The organism is Pseudomonas fluorescens group sp. PF-1, assembly GCF_054481335.1.
In genome coordinates this window covers 1,408,548-1,431,628 of sequence record NZ_JBTMNG010000001.1, presented here as the reverse complement: position 1 = coordinate 1,431,628, position 23,081 = coordinate 1,408,548, and the positions used below count along the sequence as shown (strand labels likewise).

Here is a 23,081-nt window from a genome sequence, read left to right as displayed (position 1 = left end):
GGCTTGCCAGCGAAGAGGCACCCAAAATCAGCACAACACTGAAACCAGGCGCAAAAAAAAACGCCAACCCGAGGGTTGGCGCTTTTTATGAAGCGCTTACCGATCACTCCGGCTTACGACGACCAAAGCCCGGACGCTGACCTGAACCGGCCGGCGCGCCACGACGCTTGCCGGAAGGCTTGTCACCCTCGACCAGCTTGATCCCCGGACGCTTTGGTGCCGGCTTGGCCGGACGCTTGGTGTCGACTGGGCGATCGGCGACCGGCGTACCGCGACCGGCTGGAGCACCGCGACCTTCACCACGCTCGGTGCGGCCATTGGCCGGACGCGGAGTGCGTGGACCGCGCTCGCCATCCTGGCGTGCAACAGGCTTGCGCCCCGGACGCTCACCTTCGATCTGCGGCTCGCGGCTTTCACGCGGTGCGGCAGGCGCGCCAGCAGCCGGACGCAGGGTACGTACGCGCTCGGTCTTGGCCATCGGACGCGACGACTTGCGCTGCATACGCTCAAGCTTGTCTTTGCTTTTGGCGTTCAGTTGCGGCATGGCCACCGGGGTCAAACCAACTTCGGCACTAAGAATGTCGACTTCGTACTGGCTCATTTCGCGCCAGCGGCCCATCGGCAGGTCGGAGTTGAGGAACACCGGACCAAAACGCACGCGCTTCAGACGGCTGACCACCAGCCCTTGGGATTCCCACAGACGACGGACTTCGCGATTGCGACCTTCCATCACCACGCAGTGGTACCAGTGGTTGAAACCTTCTCCACCTGGAGCCTGCTGGATATCGGTGAAACGCGCCGGGCCGTCTTCGAGCACGACACCCGCTTTCAGGCGCTCGATCATCTCGTCATCGACTTCGCCACGTACACGCACGGCGTATTCGCGGTCCATCTCGTAGGACGGGTGCATCAGGCGGTTGGCCAGCTCACCGTCGGTGGTGAACATCAGCAACCCCGTGGTGTTGATGTCCAGGCGACCGATGTTGATCCAGCGCCCTTCTTTCGGACGCGGCAGCTTGTCGAACACGGTCGGACGCCCTTCCGGATCGACACGGGTGCAGATTTCGCCGTCGGGTTTGTTGTACATGATCACGCGGCGTACCGACTCGGCGGCTTCTTCGCGCTTGATCACCTTGCCATCGATGGTGATGGCGTCGTGCATGTCGACGCGCTGGCCAAGGGTGGCGTCTTTGCCGTTGACCTTGATGCGGCCGTGGCTGATCCAGGCTTCCACGTCACGGCGCGAGCCGACGCCGATACGGGCGAGGACTTTCTGCAGTTTTTCGCCTGCTGGGCCGATTGGCTGGTCGTCTTGCTGGTCGTTGATACTCATCTGGGCACCTCCCGGTGTGATCTGTCCAGGCGTGGCCTGGAACGTTGCAAATCTGTGTACTTGGGCGAAGGGATCGCCGAAGGGTCGCGAATCATACGCTCATCAGGGCGTTTGCGCATCAGAGACTAGTTGATCCGCCCAAGCTTATTGGCTTTTCCGCCAGCCGGTGATTTTGTGATGATTGACCAGAGCCCGCTCCCACAGGGGTATTGGCCAGTTACAGGGTCAAGATCAGTCTTCGAATTCGCGGCGTTCGGCTTCGATGGCTTCGGCTAAAGCCAAGGCTTCGGCCTCTTCATCACTCAGCTCGGGTTTTGGCTGTTCCAGGGCAGCAACCGCCGCCAGCAGTTTTTCCCGGGCTTCGGCGACACCGAGAATGTCGTCTTCCTGTTCCGACTCGATGCCTGGTTCGGGCTCCGCTTCAAGGTCAGGCGCCGGCTCGATCTGCACGGCTTCGGTGTCCGGCTGAACGTCAGCGAACTCCGGATCAGTCACGGATACCTCGCTATCACGCAACAAATCATCGAAATCGGTCTTGATCCCCTCCTCCATGCTGTCCAATTCCAGCAACAGCGTATGGAAACTGGTTTCTTCCTTGGGCTCTTCCGGCTCGGCACTGGCATCCGCCAGTTCCTGCAGGCCCGGCGGTACGGGCGCATCGTCGAAATCGAGCACCGGATCGGGCTCCAGTTCGCGCAATTCGGCCAGCGGCGGCAGGTCGTCGAGGTTTTTCAGGTTGAAGTGATCGAGAAACGCCTTGGTGGTGGCAAACATCGCCGGCTTGCCCGGCACGTCGCGGTATCCGACGATGCGAATCCACTCGCGCTCCATCAGCGTTTTGACGATCTGACTGTTGACCGCCACACCCCGCACGTCCTCGATCTCGCCACGGGTGATCGGCTGGCGGTAGGCGATCAGGGCGATGGTCTCGAGCATGGCGCGGGAATAGCGCTGCGGGCGCTCCTCCCACAAGCGGCCGACCCACGGCGAAAACTTTTCGCGGATTTGCAGGCGATACCCGGACGCGACCTCCTTCAGTTCAAAGGCGCGGCCATCGCAGGACTTGGCAAGTATCGTCAACGCTTTCTTGAAAACCGGTGGCTCCGGCCGCTCGCCCTCTTCGAAGAGTTCGAACAGGCGCTCCAGGGATTGCGGTTTTCCCGAGGCCAACAGGAAGGCTTCGAGCAAGGGTGCAAGCTCGCGGGGTTCACTCAAGTTCATGATTCAACTCGTTATTCGGCTCGGGCTCGCACGTGGATCGCTGCGAACGGCTCATTCTGCACCAACTCGACCAAGGATTCCTTGACCAGCTCGAGGATCGCCATAAAGGTCACCACCACCCCCAGACGTCCTTCTTCGGCGGTGAACAGCTCGACGAACGGCACAAACCCGCCGCCCTTGAGCCGTTCCAGCACATCGCTCATGCGTTCGCGGGTGGACAGCGCCTCGCGGCTGACCTGGTGGCTTTCGAACATGTCGCCGCGACGCAGCACTTCGGCCATGGACAGCAGCAGTTCCGACAGCCGCACGTCCGGCAGCAGCTTGCGCGCCCGGGCTTCCGGGGCGTCGAGCTTGGGCACCAGCACATCGCGACCGACGCGACTCAGACCATCGATGCCTTCGGCAGCGGCCTTGAAGCGCTCGTACTCTTGCAAGCGGCGGATCAGCTCGGCGCGCGGGTCTTCTTCCTCGTCTTCGACGGTTTCGGCCCGTGGCAGCAGCATCCGCGACTTGATCTCGGCCAGCATCGCGGCCATCACCAGGTACTCGGCGGCCAGCTCCAGGCGCACCGACTGCATCAACTCGACATACCCCATGTACTGACGGGTGATTTCCGCCACCGGGATGTCGAGGATATTGATGTTCTGTTTACGGATCAGGTACAGCAGCAGATCGAGGGGGCCTTCGAAGGCTTCGAGAAAGACTTCGAGCGCATCCGGCGGAATGTAAAGGTCCAGCGGCATTTCCATGACCGCCTGGCCATAGACCATGGCGAAGGGCAGCTCTTGCTGGGCTCCGGCCTGACTGTCGACGGGTTCTACTGCAGACATCTAGGCCTCGGCCATGAACGGCGTGGGATCGCCGCAACCGACGCGGATCACTTCCGGCTCGCCGTCGGCGAGGTTGATCACGGTGGACGCCTTGACCCCGCCGAAACCGCCGTCGATGATCAGGTCAACCTGATGCTCAAGCACCTGGCGCATTTCATAGGGATCGGTCATCGGGTCGGTTTCGCCGGGCAGGATCAGAGTCACGCTCATCAGCGGCTCGCCGAGTTCTTCAAGCAGCGCCAAGGCAATCGGATGGCTCGGCACCCGCAGGCCGATGGTGCGTTTTTTCGGGTGCAACAGCAGGCGCGGCACTTCACGGGTGGCGTTGAGAATGAAGGTGTACGGGCCCGGTAGATGGGCCTTGAGCAAGCGAAAAAGGCCCGTGTCGATCTTGGCAAACAGTCCCAATTGCGAAAGGTCGCTGCAAATCAGCGCGAAATTGTGCTTGTCATCCAGCCCGCGCAACCGGCGCACGCGCTCCACGGCATTCTTGTCGCCGATCTGGCAACCAATGGCGTAGGACGAGTCTGTGGGATAAATCACCACCCCGCCGTTGCGGATGATTTCGACCGCCTGCTTGATCAGGCGCGCTTGCGGGTTTTCCGGATGAATCTGGAAAAATTGACTCACATTCTCTACCTGTTCAGACGGCGGCAATAATTGGGTCATGTTTGAATCGACACCACAGTGGTGGCAGATCCTCCGGGACCGGGCGGTACTCACCGATCTCGGACCAGCCTCCAGGGCCATGAAAATCACTGCCGGCGCTGACCAGCAGACCAAACTCCCGGGCGAGAATGGCCAGGCTGCCCACTTGCTCGGCGGGCTGATGGCCATTGACCACTTCAATTGCGTGGCCCCCTGCTTGAATATAGTCGGCAATCAGGCGGCGACGTTTACTGCGAGTGAAATCGTAATGCCAGGGGTGCGCCAGACTGACCCAGGCGTTGGCTGCGCGCAGCGTTTCAACGGTATCTTCCAGGGTCGGCCAATGTAGCTTGACGTCGCCCAGCTTGCCGGCACCCAGCCATTTGCGGAACGCTTCGGCGCGATCCTTGACGAAACCTTCGCGCACCATCCAATCGGCAAAGTGCGGGCGGGCCGGCGCGTTGCCGCTGTCACCCAATTCCTGCTGGATCTCCCGTGCGCCTTCCAGCGCGCCCGGCATGCCTTTGAGCGCCAGTTTTCGGCTGATTTCTTCGGATCGCAACCAGCGACCGTCATGCAATTTGGCGATTGCCTCGACCAACGGCGCGGCATTGACGTCGAAACCGTAGCCCAAGACATGAATGGTCGCACCGCCCCAGGTACAGGACAATTCGACACCGTTGACCAGTTGCATCCCCAGCGCGTTCGCTGCGTTGCGGGCCTCGTCGAGGCCCTCGAGGGTATCGTGATCGGTCAAGGCCAGGACTCGCACGCCTTTCTCGAACGCACGCGCAACCAGAACCGCAGGCGCCAGGGCGCCATCGGAGGCCGTGCTATGGCAGTGCAAATCAACATTCACGGGGCTTTGTAACCTCAAATCAGCTGGCGCTATCGCGCGCCCATATGTTTGTTATTATGCCGCCACATCCTGCTTCTGGCTGCCACTGTGAAACAATTCATCGATTTCATCCCCCTCCTGCTGTTTTTCATCGTCTTCAAGATTGATCCAAGGGTCGTCGACATTGCCGGCCACGAGGTCACTGTAGGCGGCATCTACAGCGCCACCGCGATGCTCATCATCAGCTCCCTGGTGGTCTACGGCACGCTGTTCATCAAACAGCGCAAGCTGGAGAAGAGCCAGTGGCTGACCCTGATCGCCTGCCTGGTCTTCGGCAGCCTGACCCTGGCGTTCCACAGCGAGACCTTCCTGAAATGGAAGGCCCCGGTGGTCAACTGGCTGTTCGCCCTCGCGTTCATTGGCAGCCATTTCGTCGGTGAGCAGTTGCTGATCAAACGCATCATGGGCCACGCGCTGACCCTGCCTGACGCCATCTGGACCCGCCTGAACATCGCCTGGATCGTGTTCTTCCTGTTTTGCGGTGCCGCCAATCTCTTTGTCGCGTTCACCTTCCAGAGCTACTGGGTCGACTTCAAGGTCTTCGGCAGCCTGGGCATGACTTTACTGTTCCTGGTCGGTCAAGGTATCTACCTGTCCCGCCACTTGCACGATGCCGATACCACCACGCCAAAAACCGAGGACTGACATGCTTTACGCAATCATTGCCACAGACGTCGCCAACTCCCTGGAAGCTCGCCTGGCCGCCCGGCCAGCGCACCTTGAGCGTCTGCAAGCGCTCAAGGGCGAAGGTCGCATCGTATTGGCCGGCCCGCATCCGGCGGTCGACAGCAATGATCCGGGCGCGGCGGGTTTCACCGGCAGTCTGATCGTCGCCGAATTCGACTCCCTGAGCGCTGCCCAGGCCTGGGCCGACGCCGATCCGTATATCGCCGCAGGCGTCTACGCCAACGTTTCGGTCAAGCCGTTCAAGCAAGTCCTGCCGTAATTCGTCCCCCTCGCGATGAACCTTCTCGGTTCATCGCGCTCTCAATCGCTCATTATTCTCGTTTGCCTGCCGACAACTTCCCAATACTCGTATTGGAATCAGGAGTCGTGATGCGCAAGGGTCCGTTGTGTCTGATGTTGGTCACGTTGTCGATCGTGGCCCCCGCCCACGGTGAAGAAAGCGCCAGTGGCGGTAGTTCGACGCCGCTGTCACTGAGCGCTGGCAGCCAGATCACCGAGTTGCAACAGCGTCTTAAGGAAAGCGAGCGGCAACGGGAAGAACTGAGCAAACAACTGCAAAATGCCGATGGCGAGCGCGAAAGCCCCGTGCTGGCCCGATTGCGCCAGGAGAACCAGCGCTTGAAGCTGCAGCTCAAGGAGGCCCAGGCCAGTAGCCCGCTGCCGCGTTTGCTGACCGATCAGCAACAATGGTTCGTCATCGGCGCCGGAGTTGCGCTATTGGCCCTGCTCTGCGGTATCTTCGCCAGTGGTGCAAGTCGAAAACGTCGACAATGGCTAAATTGAGTGAGTCATGAGCGAGCTGTTACTTATTGATGATGACCAGGAGTTGTGCGAGCTCCTGAGCAGTTGGCTGAGCCAGGAAGGCTTTCAAGTCCGTGCCTGTCACGATGGCCAGAGCGCCCGTCGTGCACTGGCCGAAACGTCTCCGGCAGCCGTCGTGCTGGATGTGATGTTGCCGGATGGCAGCGGCCTGGAACTGCTCAAGCAACTGCGCAGCGATCACCCGGACTTGCCGGTACTGATGCTTTCGGCCCGCGGTGAACCTTTGGACCGCATCCTCGGCCTGGAACTGGGTGCCGACGATTACCTGGCCAAACCCTGCGACCCGCGGGAACTGACCGCCCGCCTGCGAGCGGTGCTACGCCGCAGCCACCCGGCGGCCGTTTCCAGCCAGCTGGAACTGGGTGATCTTTGCTTCAGCCCGGTGCGCGGCGTAGTCAGCATCGACGAACAGGAATTCACCCTCACCGTCTCCGAAAGCCGCTTGCTGGAAGCCTTGCTCAAGCAGCCCGGCGAGCCACTGGACAAACAGGAACTGGCGCAAATCGCCCTCGGTCGCAAACTGACGCTGTACGACCGCAGCCTGGACATGCACGTCAGCAACCTTCGCAAGAAGATCGGCCCGCACCCCGATGGCCGTCCGCGCATCGTCGCGCTGCGCAGTCGTGGTTACTACTACAGCCTGTAAACCGAGAAAGAGCTGGCCGACTGCAACCTGTGGCGAGGGAGCTTGCGCCCGTTGACTGCGCAGCAGTCCCGCTGTTGGGGCCGCTTCGCAGCCCGGCGCCCCAAATGACGTTATGTCAGCTCGGCGCAAAACCATCTTTACCCAAGCTTTACGCTCCACTGACCGCCGCTGACCTTGATCTCCGTAATCTGTACTCATCCGGAACGTACCGGGAATGAGACAAGGAGATTCACCATGCGCAAGACTCTTATCGCTCTGATGTTCGCCGCCGCCCTGCCGACCGTTGCCATGGCCATGCCTGAAGGCACAGGCCCGATGGGTGGGCCAATGGACGGTTCGCGCCACGGCGGTCAGATGCACGGCATGCACGGCAAAGGCCCGTACAGCCAACTGGACCTGAGCCGCGAACAGCGCGATCAGATCCGCAAGATCATGGGCGAGCAAATGCACGAGCGTCAGCAACTGGTAGACAAGTACCTGGAAAAACTCTCGCCAGCCGACCAGAAAGCCATGAAGGACGAAATGGCCGCCAACCACAAGAAAGCCGAAGCCGACGTCCGCGCGCTGCTGAAACCGGATCAACAGAAGAAATTCGACGAGATCCAGAAGCAACAGGCTGAGCGCCGCGCCGAATGGGCCGAATTCAAGGCCTGGAAAGCGCAACAACCGCAAAAAGCGCAATAATGCGTTAACCCCGGACCCAATGGCTCACCCCATTGGGTCTGCTGCTTTTACTGTAGGAGCGAGCCTGCTCGCGATGGACGTCAACGATAACGCGCGGCAACAGGTAGCACGTGTTGTCTATTCGTTCTTCGCGAGCAGGCTCGCACCTACAGGTGATTCCGTGATTGTTTGAGGATTTTCTGTGCGCTCATTGTTCTGGCGTATTCTGGCCAGCTTCTGGCTGGCGATCGCTTTGGTTGCCGGGCTCTCCATTCTGCTGGGGCACATGCTCAATCAGGACGCGTGGATTCTCAGTCGTCATCCCGGCCTCAACACCCTGGCCGAGGAGTGGACTCAAACCTATGAGACCCAGGGCGAGGACGCCGCTCAGGACATTCTCGAACAACGCAAACGCCAATATCACATCGATGTTCAGGTGCTCAACGAAAGCGGCGACCCGGTGGTGCGCGGCACCTTCCCACGTCGCGCGGCGGCCTTCGAAGCACGCCAGAACAATGATGACCGGCGCCTGCCATGGCGTCGTCTGACCGCGGAATACACCAGCGAAAAAACCGGCGACACCTACCTGCTGATCTATCGCATTCCACACCCGGAACTGGATGCCTGGCACCGCGAAAGCCTGCTCTGGCCGCTGAGTGCACTGGGGATCGCCCTGGTGGTGCTGACCCTGTTCAGCTTGTTCGTGACCCTTTCCATTACCCGTCCGCTCAGCCGTTTGCGCGGCGCGGTGCATGATCTGGGGCAAACCACTTACCAACAAAACAGCCTGGTCAAACTGGCCAACCGCCGCGATGAGTTTGGCGTACTGGCCACTGATTTCAACCGCATGGGTGCACGCCTGCAAAGCCTGATCGGCAGCCAGCGGCAGTTGCTGCGCGATGTGTCCCACGAACTGCGCTCTCCCCTCGCCCGGCTGCGCATTGCCCTGGCCTTGGCCGAACGGGCGTCACCGGAAGAACGGCAAAAGCTCTGGCCGCGCCTGACGCGCGAATGCGACCGACTCGAAGCGCTGATCAGCGAAATTCTGGTGCTGGCGCGGGTCGATGCCGATAACGCCAGCGCTGAGGAGGTGGATCTCAACGCGTTGCTCGCAACGCTGCAACGAGATGCGCAAATGGCTTCACCGGAACAAAGCGTAAGGCTGGAGGCTGAGGCGCAATTGAACCTCAAAGGCTGGCCGACCATGATCGAACGCGCCGTGGACAACCTGCTGCGCAATGCCCAGCGCTTCAATCCGGTGAGCGGGCAACCGATCGAAATGCTGGCATTGCGTCAGGGAGATCGGATCGTGGTGAGCGTGCGCGATCATGGGCCGGGCGTTGACGCCGAACACTTGAATCAACTCGGTGAACCCTTCTACCGCGCGCCGGGGCAGACTGCGGCAGGCCACGGTTTGGGATTGGCCATTGCACGGCGGGCAGCGGAGAGACATGGCGGCAGCCTGGTGCTGGCCAATCACCCGGAAGGCGGGTTTGTTGCCAGTCTGGAACTGCCACTCGTCCCAGGCGCAGTGGTCCAACCCTGAACCCACTTTTGATCGAGGTCGTCAGGCTTTACCGGGCCAGGCGCTGACGAACTCGGCCAGATCAACTTTCTCCGCAACGCGCGGTTCTTTCTGCGGCGTGCCAAGGTACAGAAACGCAATCACCTCCTCGCCTTCGGCCAATCCCAACCCCTTGGCCACCTGCGGCGAATAGGCCAGATCACCCGTACGCCACACCGCGCCAATGCCCTGCGCATAGGCCGCCAGCAAAATCCCGTGGGCCGCGCAGCCAGCCGCGAGCCGTTGCTCGGACTTGGGATATTTGACGTGATCCTGCAAGCGCGCAATCACCACCACCACCAGCGGTGCCCGCAGCGGACCGTTGCGCGCCTTGTCGATGGCCGCCTCGCTGGCTTCGCCATCCTGCAGCTTCGCGGCTTCGGCCAGCAACTCGCCCATTTGCTCGCGCGCAGCACCTTCGACAGTCAAGAAACGCCACGGCTGCAAGTGACCGTGATCGGGTGCACGCATGGCGGCGGCAAACAGCGCCTCGCGCTGCTCTGGCGTGGGAGCCGGCTCGACCAGGCGTGGGACGGAAACACGGTTGAGCAATACGTCGAGAGCCTGCATCGGCCACCTCCTGAAAAATTGGTGCGGCTATTCTAGCGGTATCTACCGCCGGAGTGCCGGTTTACATGCCCTGCACCGCAGGTAGAATGGCGCCCTTCCCACATTCAGCCGAGCGGACCTCATGGCGTTGCCGACCTTACGGATCATTGGTTTCATCATCGGCATCTTCCTGATAACCCTGGCCATCGCCATGGTCGTGCCCATGGCCACGCTGGTGATCTTCGACCGCACCCATGACCTGCCGTCGTTCCTCTGGGCCAGCATGATCACCTTTGTCGCCGGCCTGGCGCTGGTCATTCCGGGACGACCCGAGCACATTCACCTGCGCCCACGGGACATGTACCTGCTGACCGTCAGCAGCTGGCTGGTGGTGTGCATCTTTGCCGCACTGCCGTTTCTGTTGACCCAGCGCATCAGCTACACCGACTCGTTTTTTGAAAGCATGTCCGGCATCACCGCCACTGGCTCAACGGTACTCAGTGGCCTGGACACCATGTCCCCCGGCATTCTGATGTGGCGCTCGCTGTTGCACTGGATCGGCGGCATCGGCTTTATCGGCATGGCGGTGGCGATTCTGCCACTGCTGCGCATCGGTGGCATGCGGCTGTTTCAGACCGAGTCGTCGGACCGTTCCGAAAAAGTCATGCCCCGCTCGCACATGGTGGCGCGGTTGATCGTAGCGGCCTACGTCGGCATTACCATTGTCGGCAGCCTGGCGTTCTGGTGGGCCGGGATGAGCCTGTTCGATGCGATCAACCATGCGATGTCGGCGATTTCCACCGGTGGTTTCTCCACCTCCGACCAGTCCCTGGCCAAATGGACACAACCGGCGGTGCACTGGGTGGCGATCGTCATCATGATTCTCGGCAGCCTGCCGTTCACCCTGTACGTGGCGACCCTGCGCGGCAACCGCCGGGCGCTGATCAAGGATCAACAGGTCCAAGGTTTGCTCGGCATGTTGCTGGTGACCTGGCTGGTGCTTGGCACCTGGTACTGGTGGACCACCAAACTGCATTGGCTGGAAGCGCTGCGGCATGTGGCGCTGAACGTGACGTCGGTGGTGACGACCACCGGTTTCGCACTGGGGGACTACAGCCTCTGGGGCAATTTCTCGCTGATGCTGTTCTTCTATCTGGGCTTTGTCGGCGGCTGTTCCGGCTCGACGGCTGGCGGGATCAAGATTTTCCGCTTCCAGGTGGCCTACATTCTGCTCAAGGCCAACCTTAATCAATTGATTCATCCGCGCGCGGTGATCAAGCAGAAGTACAACGGTCACCGGCTCGATGAAGAGATCGTGCGTTCGATTCTGACCTTTTCGTTTTTCTTCGCCATCACCATCTGCGTGATCGCGCTGTTGCTTTCGCTGCTCGGGGTGGACTGGATGACCGCGCTCACCGGCGCCGCCAGCACCGTGTCCGGTGTCGGCCCCGGCCTGGGTGAAACCATCGGCCCGGCCGGCAACTTCGCCTCGCTGCCCGACGCCGCCAAGTGGATTCTCTCGTTCGGCATGCTCTTGGGCCGACTGGAGATCATTACGGTATTTGTTCTGTGCATTCCAGCGTTCTGGCGTCACTGACCGTCGGTGGCGCTTCCATCAATCGCGCCCGGTATTCGCCGGGCGTGGCATCGAACCAGCGCCGGAAGGCGCGGAAGAAGTTGCTCGGATCGGCGAACCCCAGCAGGTAGGCAATTTCCAGCAGGGTCATGGTCGGTTGCGCCAGATACTGCTCGGCCAATTCGCGCCGGGTGTCGTCGAGCAATGTTTGAAAACTCGTGCCCTCTTCCTGCAAGCGTCGCTGCAACGTACGTTGCGACAGGTGCAGCGTTTGCGCCACGGTGTCGCGCTTGGGTTCGCCCTGTGGCAGCAAACGGCATAGCACCTGCCGCGCCTTGTGGGTCACGCGCCCCTCGGAAAACCGTGCCAGGTATTCACCGGCAAAGCGGTCATGCAGCAACGCCATGGCCTCGTTGGCCGTCGGCAATGGCGCTTCCATGTCCGAACGCTCGAAAATCAGCGCATCGTAAGGTGCGTTGAACACCAGCGGCGCATGGAAAGCCTGTTTATAAGGTTCGAGATTGGCCGGTTGATCGCCCTGGACCAGCACCTTGCGCGGGTGCAGCGTGCGACCGGTCAGCCAGCCGCACAGCGCCAGGGCGCAGGCCAGTGAGGCTTCGGCGCTTTGACGAGTGGGCGGCAAATGATCGCCGTGAACCGTCAGAATCAGCGCATACCCCTCATCCAGCAGGCGGAAACTCAGGTCCGCGCTTTCAGCAATGATCCGCTGGTAACGCACCAGTCGCTTGAAGCCTTCGGCCAGGGTCTGACTGGACATCAAGGCGTAGCCGGTCACATGGAACTGCGCGGGTCGTACCACCTTGCCCATGTTCAGGCCAATCGCCGGGTTGCCGGACAGCTCAACCGCGCGTTGCCAGAGCCGTGTCATGGAGTCTTGCGGGAAGCGCGCATCCGGATCATCCAGTGCCGCATAGTCGAGCCCCAGCTGTTTGAACAGAACCCGGCAATCCAGGCCGTCCATTTCCAGTGCTTTGACAATCCCCATCGCCCAGCTTGCAGAAGTCGTTCGTTCGCTCATGTCGGGTTCTTACATGATGAGCCGCAATGTCACGGCCAATTTCCGAAGGATACTAAAGTGGCGCCTATTGTCACTGGCCGATGCCATTGATCACTCTAGACTCAAATAAGCTACCCGCAGAACAACTTGCAGTCAGAACAATAACCACAGAGATCGCGGTCGTGGAAAACGTCAAACGATTCAACAGCTTCGCTGAGTTTTACCCGTATTACCTCAGCGAGCACAGCGACAGCACTTGCCGACGAATGCACTTCATCGGCACGACGCTGGTCATTTTCATTCTGGCGCTGACCATTGGTCGGGGCACCTGGATGCTGTTGTGGGCTTTGCCGGTGGCCGGTTACAGCTTCGCCTGGGTCGGACATTTCTTCTTCGAAAGGAATCGCCCTGCAACTTTCCAACATCCCTTCTATAGCCTGCTCGGCGATTTCGTCATGTATCGCGACATGATTCTGGGCCGCGTGCCGTTCTAGAACACAGGAGGATTGCCGATGAATGCAAACGCCCGTTTCACCCACATGAAGGACGGCACCCAGGAAGACTGGGCGATCATTGCTGCGGACTTCAGTGCCTACGCCCGTCAACTGCCGGTACGAATCGCGGCGCACCTGAAGTTGTTGGAGGGTGATTTTGGTGGCTTTCCAGTGGACCGCCTGACCCACTCCCTGCAAACCGCCACCCGCGCCTGGCGCGACGGCCGCGATGAAGAGTATGTGGTCTGCGCCCTGCTCCACGACATCGGCGACACCCTTGGCTCCTACAACCACCCGGACATCGCGGCCGCCATCCTCAAGCCGTTCGTCAGCGCCGAGCATTTGTGGATGGTGGAAAAACACGGGATTTTCCAGGGCTACTACTTTTTCCATCACCTGGGCATGGACCGACACCTGCGCGAGCAATTCAGCGATCACCCGCAGTACCTGGCAACCATCGAATTCTGCGCCAGGTACGACGCGGCGGCGTTTGATCCGGCATATGACACCCTGCCGCTGAGCTTCTTTGAACCGATGATGGCGCGGCTGTTTGCGCAGCCGAAGCACTCGATCTACAAGGCGGCGATGGAAGAATACTCACCCGCCTGACAGGCCACAGGGGACCGCGTTCTTTCAGGAAAAACGATCAAATGGTGGGAGCGAGCCTGCTCGCGATGAGGCCACTGCAATCAGCGCAATGTTCAAGCCGGCTCGGCGACTTTCAAAGCCTTCAACTGCGCCTCCCGCGCCTGGGCATCAGCCAGGCGATACAACTCGATCGTGCCATCCCAATGCTCGATCAGCGCCGTGCAAGACTCCACCCAGTCCCCGCAATTGAGGTAATCCACCTCGCCGACCTTTCGAATCTCGGCATGGTGAATGTGCCCGCACACCACGCCATGCAGCTCGCGTTTGACACACTCGTGGGCGATGGCTTCTTCAAAATCGCTGATGAAGCTGACGGCGGTTTTCACCTTGTGCTTGAGGTACGCCGACAGCGACCAGTAGCCATAGCCATAACGGGCGCGCCAATGGTTGAGCCAACGATTGAGGGTCAGGGTGAATTCGTAGGCCGAGTCGCCGAGAAAGGCCAGCCAGCGGTGATAGCGAGTGATCACGTCAAACTGGTCACCGTGGATCACCAACAAATGCCTGCCGTCAGCGGTCACGTGCACCGCTTCATCCACCAATTGGATATTGCCCAGAATCAGCTTCGAATAGCGGCGCAGGAATTCGTCATGGTTGCCGGTGACGTAGATCACCTCGGTACCGCGCTTGGCCATGGTCAGCAAGCGCCGGATCACGTTGGTGTGCGCCTGCGGCCAGTACATGCCGCCGCGCAGTTTCCAGCCGTCGATGATGTCGCCCACCAGATAGATCTTGTCTGCGTGGTAACCCTTGAGAAACTGCGACAGATGCTCGGCCTGGCAATCGCGCGTGCCCAAATGCACGTCGGAAATCCATAGGGTCCGCACACGTTGCTTACGGCTGGGTTTGGCGAGCTCGGCGCTGGTCATGGACAACCCTCAGGACTGGTTTTCGCCAGCTTGCGCCGGGTGGATTAATAGCCCATGACAGCGGCAAGTCAGTCTTGTGACAACGCGAACGAGCCGCCTCGGTGTAAACTGCCGCCCAGTCCCCGGAGCCCTGCGATGAGACCGATTCTCACCCTTCGTCAGTACAGCCACGACCTGATCATCCACAGCCATGAGCACGCACAATTGGTGTTCGGGCTGTCGGGCGCGCTGGATTTCGAGATCGACGGGCGTGGCAGCCAGGTGGTTCAGCAGAGTTTCGCCGTGGTGCCATCCGGCGCGCACCATGCGTGCGGCAGCGCCAATGGCAGCCATTGCCTGGTACTGGACGTGCCCGGTGATCAATGGGTCTCTCAGTCCCTGGGCGATCATGCCGAATCCAGCCGACGCTTGCTCGACAACGCTGGACGGCTGTCGCTGGATGCCGGGCAAAGCCAACTGGTCGCCTGGCTGGCCAACAGCCCGGTCGAGGATCCGCTGATTGCGCAACAGGGTGCGGTGCTGTTGCTGGCCAGTCTGAACAACGCAAGACCTGACAGCGTCGGTACTCGGCGCCTGCCCTACGCTGCATTGAATGCGCACATTGACCAATACGCCGCCTACCCGCTGCAAGTCGCCGATCTGGCACGCGTGGCCGGCCTCTCCAGTGCTCGTCTGCATGCCCGGTTCGTTGCCGAATGCGGGCAGACGCCGATGGATTACATCCGCAGTCGCCGCCTGCATAAGGCCGTTACCTTGTTGCGCGAATCGATGCTGCCCATAGGCGAGATTGCCTGTCGCGTCGGTTACAGCTCCCAGAGTGCATTCGCCGCCGCGGTGCTGCGCGAGTTCGGCACATCACCGGGCAAACTGCGACGCGAGGCTGGCGACAAACAGTGAGAGTCTGACGACAGACACGACGGTAGCGGGTGCGGTTAAATGGTCCGGCTCACGATGTTTATCAAGGACTGCAATGACTCCCCGTACCGCCCTTGGCGCCCTGCATATCGGCGCACTGATGTTCGGCCTGACCGGCGTATTCGGAAAACTCGCCGCAGCCTCACCGGCCATCATCGTTTTCGGCCGCGCGGCATTCGCAGTGCTGGCGCTGGCATTTTTTGCACGATTCGCCCGCCAGAGCCGCTGGCAAACACTTGAAGCCGTGGACTGGCGTCGACTGTTGCTCAGCGGCCTGTTGCTGGCCGGGCACTGGGTAAGTTTCTTCATTGCGGTGAAAGTGGCTGGCGTGGCGATCGCAACGCTCGGCTTTGCCAGTTTCCCGGCCTTTACCGTCATCCTCGAAGGCCTGATTTTCCGCGAACGCATTCGCGCCAATGAGATCCTGTTGGTCGTACTGGTCAGCGTCGGGTTGGTGCTGGTGACGCCAGCGTTCGATCTGGCCAGCGGCGCTACCACGGGCCTGCTCTGGGCCGTGGCATCCGGTTTGTTGTTCGCCCTGCTGTCGCTGACCAACCGCGTCAGTTCCGGCCGCATTCCGCCGGTGCAGGCAGCGCTGTATCAGAACGTTGTGGTCGCCCTGTGCCTGTTGCCGATGGCGGCGCCGCAATTGAGCGAGGTGCGTGCTATCGACTGGCTGTGGATCAGCCTGCTCGGGGTGTTCTGCACCGGCGTTGCCCATAGCCTGTTCGTCGCCAGCCTCGCCGTGATCAAGGCCCGGACCGCCGCCGTGGTCTTCGCCCTGGAGCCGGTCTACGGCATCACCGTGGCCTGGCTGTTATTCGATGAAAACCCGACCCTGCGCATGTTGCTGGGCGGTGCGTTGATCATCGTCGCGATTGTGGTGTCCAGCAGGCTTGCGAACGGTTCGAGCAAGAAAGCCGTCGCCGCCGAGGCCGCCTCTCACTGAGTGCGATCGTTGTGTCCGAGATCCCGGTCCGGATCGATTTGATCGCGGACCCGCTGTTTCAGAATCTTGGCCTCGGGAAACCCACCGTCAACCTTGCGCTCCCAGATTTGCACCTCGTCGCAGGAAATGTGAAAGACGCCACCCGTGCCGGGTACCAGGGACACTTTACCCAGATCGTCTCCGAACGTGCTGAGCAGCTCCTGGGCCAGCCACGCAGCGCGCAACAACCACTGGCATTGGGTGCAATAAGTGATGACGATTTCCGGTTTGCTCGCGGCCATGAAAGACAGGTTCCCTGAGGCATAAAGACTGACGCTTGAATGCGCTCCAGCTTACAACACATCACATCTGTGGCGAGGGAGCTTGCTCCCTCGCCACAATAGTTCCCTACACCCAAGGTTATCGGGTGACGGCAAATTAACTGCGGGCCGCCTGTTTCGGTGGTTCAAGGTCCGGCGATGGAACCGGCTCTGCGAACTCGACGAGAAAGCTGCCGTCCATTGATCGGGAAACGGGTTCGAGTTCCCATTCAATGTCGGGCTGCGGCAACGTAGAGGCACTCGATGGCGATGCGGTGGCGTCGATCAAGCCCCCACTCGCCCCCATCGACAGGTCATCCAGGTTCAACTGGAACTCGTTGCCAGACGCTGCCGCCACGGGCACTGCGGCTGATGCGACAGGGCTCAACCCGGGATGACGTGCACGGATTTCCAGAAATTCCTGTGGGGCAAACCCGGAACTGCGCAGGCTGGCCTGTTGCGCGTCATGGGCCGCGATTTCACCTTGCTTGCCCAGAGCGTCCTGCCATGGTTCCAGCGATCGGTTCAGTACCGGCTCTTGCTTGGCCGCAGGTTCGGGGGCGGTCTGTAATGGCTGGCGGCGACGCCGAACGAACCATCCCAGCAGCCCCAACACCACCAGCGCCGGCAGCCCGAACATCAGCGATAAATCCCTCCCGGGCTCTGCCGCAACGACAGGCGTCGGCGTCACCACCGCAGGCTCATCCGGCTCTGCTGCCGACAGCTGAACTTCTGCCAACCGGGTTTGCAACTCGGCTACCTGCTTTTTCCCAGCGGCGATCTGTTCGCCCTGTGCCAGGAGCTTCGCCTTGAGCCCGTCAACGCTTGCCTGCAACTGCTGGTTTTGCAGCACGCTGGCGGCCAATTGTTCATCAAACGGATCAATCACTGGAGCGGCGGCAGGCTTGGGCGGCTCCTTGCGCGCAGGAAGTGGCGCGGTGGCAGGCTGGACACTCGGAAATTCGGAAGAGGGTCGGCCGATCAGCGGTTCATCCGTTGCCGGCACAATATTGGGTGATCCTGGAGGGTCGATCAGCACCGTGTACTCACGCAGCAACCGGCCGTTGGGCTGATTGAGCTGTACGAGGAAATTCAGGAAGGGTTCATTGACCGGTTTGTTAGATGTCACCTGGATCAGGCGACGGTTGCCCCGCAGGACAGCGGTGAACTTCAGGTTATCAAGGAAGAGCACCCGCTCGACACCGGCCCGGCTGAATTCGTTCGCTGTCGCGAGGCTGGCCGACAGTTCGCCCTCCTCCAGGCCTGCGGCATCCATCAGCGCAATGTCGGCTCGCAGCGGCTGATTCAATGCCGAGTGAACGGTCATTTCACCGAGCCCCAGCGCTGACGCCAATGCCGAGTAAGTGACAACGGCACCGACCAGCAACAATCGGGTGCAACAGCGTACAACGAAAAGCCGACTCTCAAGCATGAGCATCCCTTAGTAACCAGAACCAACCTGCACGTGTTCGCACATCCGGTACGAACACGATATCGCGCAGTAGTTCTTATAGTCTGCTCAATGCGGCCTCTCACCAGTCTGGCGCGGGGTTATGCCTCAAGATTTTTCAAGGTTGCCAAGTATGTGCCCATGAACCCGCATGCACACCGCCAAATCCGCCTCATCCACGCCTTCGAACAGCTCGTGGCGCAGTTGCGTGGCAATGGTTTCAATTTGTTCAATGAGGGGGAGCGCCGGGGCGCAGAGGACGATCTTCTTTGCTCGACGGTCTTCCAGCACCGCTTGACGCTGCACCAGGCCCTGGCTTTCCAGGCTATCGAGCAGGCGGGCCAGGGTGGGTCCTTCCACGCCGACGCTTTGCGCCAGTTCACGTTGTGTCGGGGCATCGTCGAAACGCGCCAGGTGCAGCAGCACCAGCCAACGCGCCTGGGACAGTCCGAGCCCGGCCAGTCGGCGGTCGAGTTCGGCACGCCAGCCGCGTGACATCTGGGCCAATTGCATGCCAAAGCGGTGTTGATCGGTTAACGGCATAAAACACTCATGATTAGACTGAAATAGAGAAAACCTAATAATTAGTCAGCTAAGCATGAGCCTTGCCCTGAGGCAAGGCTTGATCTGTACTGAATCGTTACATCTGCACGACAGATCACTCAAATCTCGAATTCGGACTGCAATGCAGCCCGTACACAGTACAAAACACCTTCCGGCACCCGGCCTGCAAACAGCGCGGAAATCTCCGACACTGGCGGTAACTCGCCTTCGCCGTCGAGGAACGCATCCTGAACTTCGCCCATCAAGTCCTCGGGCAAATCCAGTGCCTGTTCCAGCGACAGCTGCTGCTTGCCAATGGCCTCGGCCAGCATGGTGTAGACGTTCTTTTCCGAGCATTGCAGCTGACCGGCAATCTGCAGCGGCGTCATGCCGGCGCGCGCCAGGGTGATCAATTCGTGGCGCACATCGGCCACCACCTTCGGTGCTTCGACCTGGCCGCCGAGAACTTCGAGGAAGGCCTCGCCATAACGTTCCAGCTTGCGCGCGCCGACGCCACTGACCGTGGCCATTTCCGCCAGGGAAGTGGGCTGGCTGCGGAGCATTTCCAGCAAGGTGGAATCCGGGAAGATGACGTAAGGCGGCACACCGTGTTCTTCGGCGAGTTTGCGTCGCAGGGCACGCAAGGCTTCCCACTGTTCGCGTTCTTCGCCGCGCACCAGTTGGCTCGCCTGGCTCTTGCTGCTTTTGGTCGTGGTTTGCGCCTTGAGGTCGCGGCGCAGCTCCAGGGTCACTTCACCCTTGAGCAGCGGCCGACAGCTGTCACTCAGGCGCAAGCCGCCGTAACCTTCCAGGTCGATATCCGCCAGCCCCCGGGCAACCAGTTGTCGGAACAACGAGCGCCATTCGCCTTCGGCCATCGCTTTGCCGACACCGTAAACCGACAGATGCTGATGACCGAAACTGCGGACTTTTTCGTTGTCCTTGCCCAGCAATACATCCACCAAATGCCCGACACCGTAGCGCTGGCCGGTGCGGTAGATCGCCGAAAGCGCCTGACGGGCGGGCTCGGTGGCGTCCCAGGTCTGCACGCCGTCGACACAGTTGTCGCAGTGACCACAGGGCTCGGGCATGTCCTCGTCGAAATAGGCCAGCAGGGTCTGGCGGCGGCAGCGGGTTTCTTCGCACAACGAGAGCATGGCGTCGAGCTTGTGCTGCTCCAGGCGCTTGTGGCGTTCGTCGCCTTCAGAGTTCTGCAGCATCTGCTTGAGCATCACCACGTCTTGCAGGCCGTAGGCCATCCAGGCGTCTGCCGGCAGGCCGTCACGCCCGCCGCGACCGGTTTCCTGATAGTAGGCCTCAAGGGATTTCGGCAGATCGAGGTGTGCGACAAAACGTACGTTGGGTTTGTCGATGCCCATGCCGAACGCCACGGTGGCGACCATGATCAAGCCTTCCTCGTTGAGGAAGCGCTTCTGGTGGTAGGCGCGCAAATCGTTGGGCAGCCCGGCGTGGTAGGGCAGCGCCGGGAAGCCTTGCTCGCTGAGGAATGCCGCCACCTCCTCGACCTTTTTGCGCGACAGGCAATACACAATGCCGGCATCGCTGCGCCGTTCGGCGAGAAACGCCAGCAACTGCTTGCGCGGCTGCTCCTTGGGCACGATGCGATAAAAGATGTTCGGTCGATCGAAGCTCGACAGGAAGCGCTCGGCGTTCTGCAAGTGCAGGCGAGTGACAATCTCTTCCCGGGTGCGTTTGTCGGCGGTGGCGGTCAGGGCGATGCGTGGCACATCGGGGAACATTTCCGCCAACTGGCCCAGTTGCAGGTACTCCGGACGGAAATCATGGCCCCATTGCGACACGCAGTGTGCTTCGTCTATGGCGAACAGAGCGATGTTCAACCCTTGCAGGAACGCCAGCATGCGTGGCTGGACCAGCCGTTCCGGCGCGAGATAGAGCATTTTCACTTCGCCGCGCTTGATGCGGGCCGCCAGGTCGCGCTGTTGCTCGGCACTGAGGGTAGAGTTCAATGCGGCGGCGGCCACGCCCAGCTCTTCGAGCGTCGCGACCTGATCGTCCATCAAGGCAATCAGCGGCGACACCACGACGGCCAGGCCATCGCGCAACAGCGCCGGTACCTGGAAGCACAAGGATTTGCCGCCACCGGTAGGCATCAGAACCAGGGCATCGCCGCCGCTGGCCACGCGCTCAATGATTGCACCCTGACGGCCACGGAAACTGTCGTAGCCGAAGATGTCCTTGAGGACGCGTTGAGCCTGTTCGAGCATAAAAACTCCAAAAATCACCGAAACATCCCTGCAAGGCTGGTTCAGAAGCGCCAGCACCACACCGACAAATCGTAAGTGCGCGTTGCATGTCGCTTCACATTTCAGCCGGGACGCCAGCAGGGCATCACAAAACGCGCGAGTATACCCGAGCACTGTCCGGCACAGGGCGCCGCTGATAAGACACTCCAACAACACCGTACAAATCCTGTGGGAGTGAGCTTACTCGCGATGGCGGCGGATCAGGCAGCGACGATGCTGGATGCGACGACCTCATCGCGAGCAGGCTCGCTCCCACAGGGAATGCGGTGCAAATATGCCGCGCGGCTGGCCTGAGCGCTCAAGAAGGCCTAGAATTCCCGCATCTGTTAATTCCCCAAGGTAGTCCTTTAATGTCCTTCGCTGAGCAACTAACCCGCCTGCAAGTCTTCCTCGACGCCGATGAACTGCATGACGAGGCGCTGGACTACGTGGCCGCCCACGGCTACCTCACCGCGCTGTCGATCTGTTCCGAAGTCGTACCGGATCGTGAGTGGATCGACGCGCTCTTCGCCGAAGAGCCGCATTACGCCGACGACACCGAGCGCGAAGCGATCGAATCCACGTTGCTGGCCCTCAAGGCGCACATCGCCCGTCAACTGGCCTCTGATGAAGAGTTCGAGTTGCCCTGCGACCTGGACCTGGGCGATGACCCGGACGATTCAGAACTGCGCGGCTGGTGCATCGGTTTCATGGAAGGCGTGTTCCTGCGCGAAGAAGCCTGGTTCGAAACCGCCGAAGATGAAGTCAGCGAAATGTTGCTGCCGATCATGGTCGGTTCGGGCCTGTTCGACGAGCAACCGGAGTTCTCCGACATCGCCGCCGACGCCAACCTGATGGACGACATGATCGTACAGATCCCGGAAGCCCTGACCGCGCTGTACCTGCTGTGCAACGCGCCAGACGAAAAACCGGCGATCCTCAAGCCACGTCACCATTAAGGTCCTGCCTATGGACGCCCCCATAGGCAACCGCCCCCTGATGTTGCGTTACGTGTTGCTGGCCATCGGCTGGCTCAGCGTAGCGCTGGGGGTGATCGGGATTTTCCTGCCGGTATTGCCCACCACGCCCTTCCTGCTGCTGGCGGCCGCCTGTTTCGCCCGCAGTTCGCCGCGCTTTTATCGATGGCTGGTGGAGCATCGGCACCTTGGGCCCTGGATTCGCGACTACCTCGACGGCAACGGCATTCCGCTCAAGGGCAAGGTCTACGCCATCGGCCTGATGTGGGCGAGCATCCTGTTCTCCTGCTATCTCGTGCCCCTGCCTTGGGCTCGCGGCTTCATGCTGACCAGCGCGGTGCTGGTGACGATCTATATCCTTCGCCAGAAAACCCTGCACAAATCCTGAACGTCTGTGGCGCCTTCGCCACGCAGGCCGTTCTGCGTAGCACCTTCATCCGACGACCTGCCCCTCTTCGCGGCAAACACCACCTAGACTTCAACACTCAACACACGAGCAGCCGGACATGTCCCGCAGCCAGCGAAGTCCAGGATGGCCAACGTTCCGACTTCGGATCGGCGGGCGACTGCTATTGGCCGCTTTTCTGCTGATCGGCCTGACCAGCGCCTCGGCCTATTGGGATTTTGCACAGATTCTTGAAAGCGTCGGACAGCGTTACGGCCCCCTCGGCCTTGAAGAGAGACGTATCGTGGCCTGGAGTCAAATGCTCCAGGGCGAACGCAACGCGCCTGAGGGCGAACAACTCAATGCGGTCAATCGCTTCTTCAATCAACAACTGAATTTTCAGGACGATAGCCGCGTCTGGCATCAGGCCGACTACTGGGCCACGCCCGCCGAATCCCTGATCAAGGGTGCCGCGGACTGCGAAGACTACGCACTGGCGAAATATTTCAGCCTGCGCCAACTCGGCATTCCCAGCGAAAAACTGCGCATCACTTACGTCAAGGCGCTGACCCGGAACCAGGCGCATATGGTGCTGACCTTCTACAGCAGCCCTGCCGCCGACCCGCTGGTGCTGGATAACCTGATCGGTGACATCCGCCCCGCCTCCCAACGCAAAGACTTGTTGCCGGTGTATGCCTTCAATGCCGAAGGCCTCTACCTACCCGGTGCCAAGGGCGGCAATCGCAGCAGCGACTCGAAAAAACTGTCGCGCTGGCAAGACGTCCTGAAAAAGATGCAGGCCGAGGGGTTCTCCGTGGGCAACGGTTAACGGC

At 60.8% G+C, this 23,081-nt stretch carries 26 protein-coding genes; 14 read left to right on the top strand and 12 right to left on the bottom strand.

Annotation, left to right across the window (positions count from 1 at the left end):
- Nucleotides 1-103 precede the first annotated feature (103 nt).
- The 5 genes from rluB to ACX3YD_RS06785 form a co-directional block, all read right to left on the bottom strand.
- Nucleotides 104-1,333, bottom strand: a complete 1,230-nt coding sequence (gene rluB, locus ACX3YD_RS06805) for a 23S rRNA pseudouridine(2605) synthase RluB (protein ID WP_047532076.1) — start codon at nt 1,331-1,333, stop codon at nt 104-106.
- A gap of 231 nt (nt 1,334-1,564) precedes the next feature.
- Nucleotides 1,565-2,554, bottom strand: coding sequence for an SMC-Scp complex subunit ScpB (gene scpB / locus ACX3YD_RS06800; protein ID WP_458959521.1), 990 nt, complete (start codon nt 2,552-2,554; stop codon nt 1,565-1,567).
- A gap of 11 nt (nt 2,555-2,565) precedes the next feature.
- A complete protein-coding gene (locus tag ACX3YD_RS06795; RefSeq protein ID WP_174552501.1) occupies nt 2,566-3,324 on the bottom strand; it encodes a segregation and condensation protein A in 759 nt (252 codons plus the stop codon).
- A 60-nt stretch (nt 3,325-3,384) separates the two neighbouring features.
- A complete protein-coding gene (locus ACX3YD_RS06790; RefSeq protein ID WP_103406401.1) occupies nt 3,385-4,014 on the bottom strand; it encodes an L-threonylcarbamoyladenylate synthase in 630 nt (209 codons plus the stop codon).
- A gap of 13 nt (nt 4,015-4,027) precedes the next feature.
- Nucleotides 4,028-4,891, bottom strand: coding sequence for a PHP domain-containing protein (locus tag ACX3YD_RS06785; RefSeq protein WP_103406381.1), 864 nt, complete (start codon nt 4,889-4,891; stop codon nt 4,028-4,030).
- Nucleotides 4,892-4,978: 87 nt separating this feature from the next.
- On the opposite strand from ACX3YD_RS06785, the gene ACX3YD_RS06780 reads away from it, so the two are divergent.
- The 6 genes from ACX3YD_RS06780 to ACX3YD_RS06755 all read left to right on the top strand — a co-directional run bounded on the left by ACX3YD_RS06780 (nt 4,979) and on the right by ACX3YD_RS06755 (nt 9,294).
- On the top strand, nt 4,979-5,575 hold the full coding sequence (locus tag ACX3YD_RS06780; protein ID WP_103406380.1) for a septation protein A: 597 nt from the start codon (nt 4,979-4,981) through the stop codon (nt 5,573-5,575).
- Nucleotide 5,576: 1 nt separating this feature from the next.
- A complete protein-coding gene (locus tag ACX3YD_RS06775) occupies nt 5,577-5,876 on the top strand; it encodes a YciI family protein (protein WP_047532085.1) in 300 nt (99 codons plus the stop codon).
- Between the two features lie 110 nt (nt 5,877-5,986).
- Nucleotides 5,987-6,400, top strand: coding sequence for a translation initiation factor 2 (locus ACX3YD_RS06770; RefSeq protein WP_090464234.1), 414 nt, complete (start codon nt 5,987-5,989; stop codon nt 6,398-6,400).
- A gap of 7 nt (nt 6,401-6,407) precedes the next feature.
- Complete coding sequence (locus ACX3YD_RS06765; RefSeq protein WP_027922300.1) at nt 6,408-7,085, top strand: response regulator transcription factor; 678 nt, start codon at nt 6,408-6,410, stop codon at nt 7,083-7,085.
- A gap of 234 nt (nt 7,086-7,319) precedes the next feature.
- A complete protein-coding gene (locus ACX3YD_RS06760) occupies nt 7,320-7,769 on the top strand; it encodes a Spy/CpxP family protein refolding chaperone (RefSeq protein WP_130203823.1) in 450 nt (149 codons plus the stop codon).
- Between the two features lie 181 nt (nt 7,770-7,950).
- Nucleotides 7,951-9,294 (top strand): sensor histidine kinase, encoded by a 1,344-nt coding sequence (locus ACX3YD_RS06755; RefSeq protein ID WP_458959520.1) that lies wholly within the window; start codon nt 7,951-7,953, stop codon nt 9,292-9,294.
- 21 nt (nt 9,295-9,315) lie between these two features.
- On the opposite strand, the gene ACX3YD_RS06750 is transcribed toward ACX3YD_RS06755, so the two are convergent.
- Complete coding sequence (locus ACX3YD_RS06750; protein ID WP_458959519.1) at nt 9,316-9,882, bottom strand: NAD(P)H nitroreductase; 567 nt, start codon at nt 9,880-9,882, stop codon at nt 9,316-9,318.
- Nucleotides 9,883-10,003: 121 nt separating this feature from the next.
- On the opposite strand from ACX3YD_RS06750, the gene ACX3YD_RS06745 reads away from it, so the two are divergent.
- Nucleotides 10,004-11,458 (top strand): TrkH family potassium uptake protein, encoded by a 1,455-nt coding sequence (locus tag ACX3YD_RS06745; protein ID WP_103406376.1) that lies wholly within the window; start codon nt 10,004-10,006, stop codon nt 11,456-11,458.
- On the opposite strand, the gene ACX3YD_RS06740 is transcribed toward ACX3YD_RS06745, so the two are convergent.
- Entirely contained in the window at nt 11,415-12,476 is a 1,062-nt protein-coding gene (locus tag ACX3YD_RS06740; protein WP_090464243.1) for an AraC family transcriptional regulator, read from the bottom strand. The two genes, ACX3YD_RS06745 and ACX3YD_RS06740, sit on opposite strands and share 44 nt — an antisense overlap.
- Nucleotides 12,477-12,637: 161 nt before the next feature.
- On the opposite strand from ACX3YD_RS06740, the gene ACX3YD_RS06735 reads away from it, so the two are divergent.
- Nucleotides 12,638-12,949: a DUF962 domain-containing protein gene (locus ACX3YD_RS06735; RefSeq protein ID WP_047532095.1), complete on the top strand. Its 312-nt coding sequence runs from the start codon at nt 12,638-12,640 to the stop codon at nt 12,947-12,949.
- 18 nt (nt 12,950-12,967) lie between these two features.
- Nucleotides 12,968-13,558, top strand: coding sequence for an HD domain-containing protein (locus ACX3YD_RS06730; RefSeq protein WP_458959518.1), 591 nt, complete (start codon nt 12,968-12,970; stop codon nt 13,556-13,558).
- 92 nt (nt 13,559-13,650) lie between these two features.
- On the opposite strand, the gene ACX3YD_RS06725 is transcribed toward ACX3YD_RS06730, so the two are convergent.
- Entirely contained in the window at nt 13,651-14,466 is an 816-nt protein-coding gene (locus ACX3YD_RS06725; RefSeq protein WP_047532099.1) for a UDP-2,3-diacylglucosamine diphosphatase, read from the bottom strand.
- Between the two features lie 135 nt (nt 14,467-14,601).
- Between ACX3YD_RS06725 and ACX3YD_RS06720 the strand changes: the two genes are divergently transcribed.
- Nucleotides 14,602-15,363, top strand: coding sequence for a helix-turn-helix transcriptional regulator (locus ACX3YD_RS06720; RefSeq protein ID WP_458959517.1), 762 nt, complete (start codon nt 14,602-14,604; stop codon nt 15,361-15,363).
- A 73-nt stretch (nt 15,364-15,436) separates the two neighbouring features.
- Nucleotides 15,437-16,330 (top strand): DMT family transporter, encoded by an 894-nt coding sequence (locus ACX3YD_RS06715; protein WP_047532102.1) that lies wholly within the window; start codon nt 15,437-15,439, stop codon nt 16,328-16,330.
- On the opposite strand, the gene ACX3YD_RS06710 is transcribed toward ACX3YD_RS06715, so the two are convergent.
- From ACX3YD_RS06710 to recQ, 4 genes are all read right to left on the bottom strand, one after another.
- Nucleotides 16,324-16,611 carry an Rdx family protein gene (locus ACX3YD_RS06710; RefSeq protein WP_047532104.1) on the bottom strand — a complete coding sequence of 96 codons (288 nt, stop codon included), beginning with the start codon at nt 16,609-16,611 and terminating at the stop codon, nt 16,324-16,326. The genes ACX3YD_RS06715 and ACX3YD_RS06710 overlap by 7 nt on opposite strands.
- Nucleotides 16,612-16,747: 136 nt before the next feature.
- The gene (locus ACX3YD_RS06705; protein ID WP_458959516.1) at nt 16,748-18,061 is read right to left on the bottom strand and encodes a type IV pilus assembly protein FimV; all 1,314 of its coding nucleotides are present in this window, start codon (nt 18,059-18,061) and stop codon (nt 16,748-16,750) included.
- A gap of 126 nt (nt 18,062-18,187) precedes the next feature.
- Nucleotides 18,188-18,622: a MarR family transcriptional regulator gene (locus tag ACX3YD_RS06700; RefSeq protein ID WP_103406372.1), complete on the bottom strand. Its 435-nt coding sequence runs from the start codon at nt 18,620-18,622 to the stop codon at nt 18,188-18,190.
- Between the two features lie 119 nt (nt 18,623-18,741).
- Complete coding sequence (gene recQ, locus ACX3YD_RS06695; protein WP_047532109.1) at nt 18,742-20,868, bottom strand: DNA helicase RecQ; 2,127 nt, start codon at nt 20,866-20,868, stop codon at nt 18,742-18,744.
- Between the two features lie 389 nt (nt 20,869-21,257).
- On the opposite strand from recQ, the gene ACX3YD_RS06690 reads away from it, so the two are divergent.
- The 3 genes from ACX3YD_RS06690 to lapG all read left to right on the top strand — a co-directional run bounded on the left by ACX3YD_RS06690 (nt 21,258) and on the right by lapG (nt 23,077).
- Entirely contained in the window at nt 21,258-21,845 is a 588-nt protein-coding gene (locus tag ACX3YD_RS06690; protein ID WP_103406371.1) for a UPF0149 family protein, read from the top strand.
- A 10-nt stretch (nt 21,846-21,855) separates the two neighbouring features.
- Complete coding sequence (locus ACX3YD_RS06685; protein ID WP_103406370.1) at nt 21,856-22,251, top strand: YbaN family protein; 396 nt, start codon at nt 21,856-21,858, stop codon at nt 22,249-22,251.
- A 118-nt stretch (nt 22,252-22,369) separates the two neighbouring features.
- Nucleotides 22,370-23,077, top strand: a complete 708-nt coding sequence (gene lapG / locus ACX3YD_RS06680; RefSeq protein WP_103406369.1) for a cysteine protease LapG — start codon at nt 22,370-22,372, stop codon at nt 23,075-23,077.
- Nucleotides 23,078-23,081 lie beyond the last annotated feature (4 nt).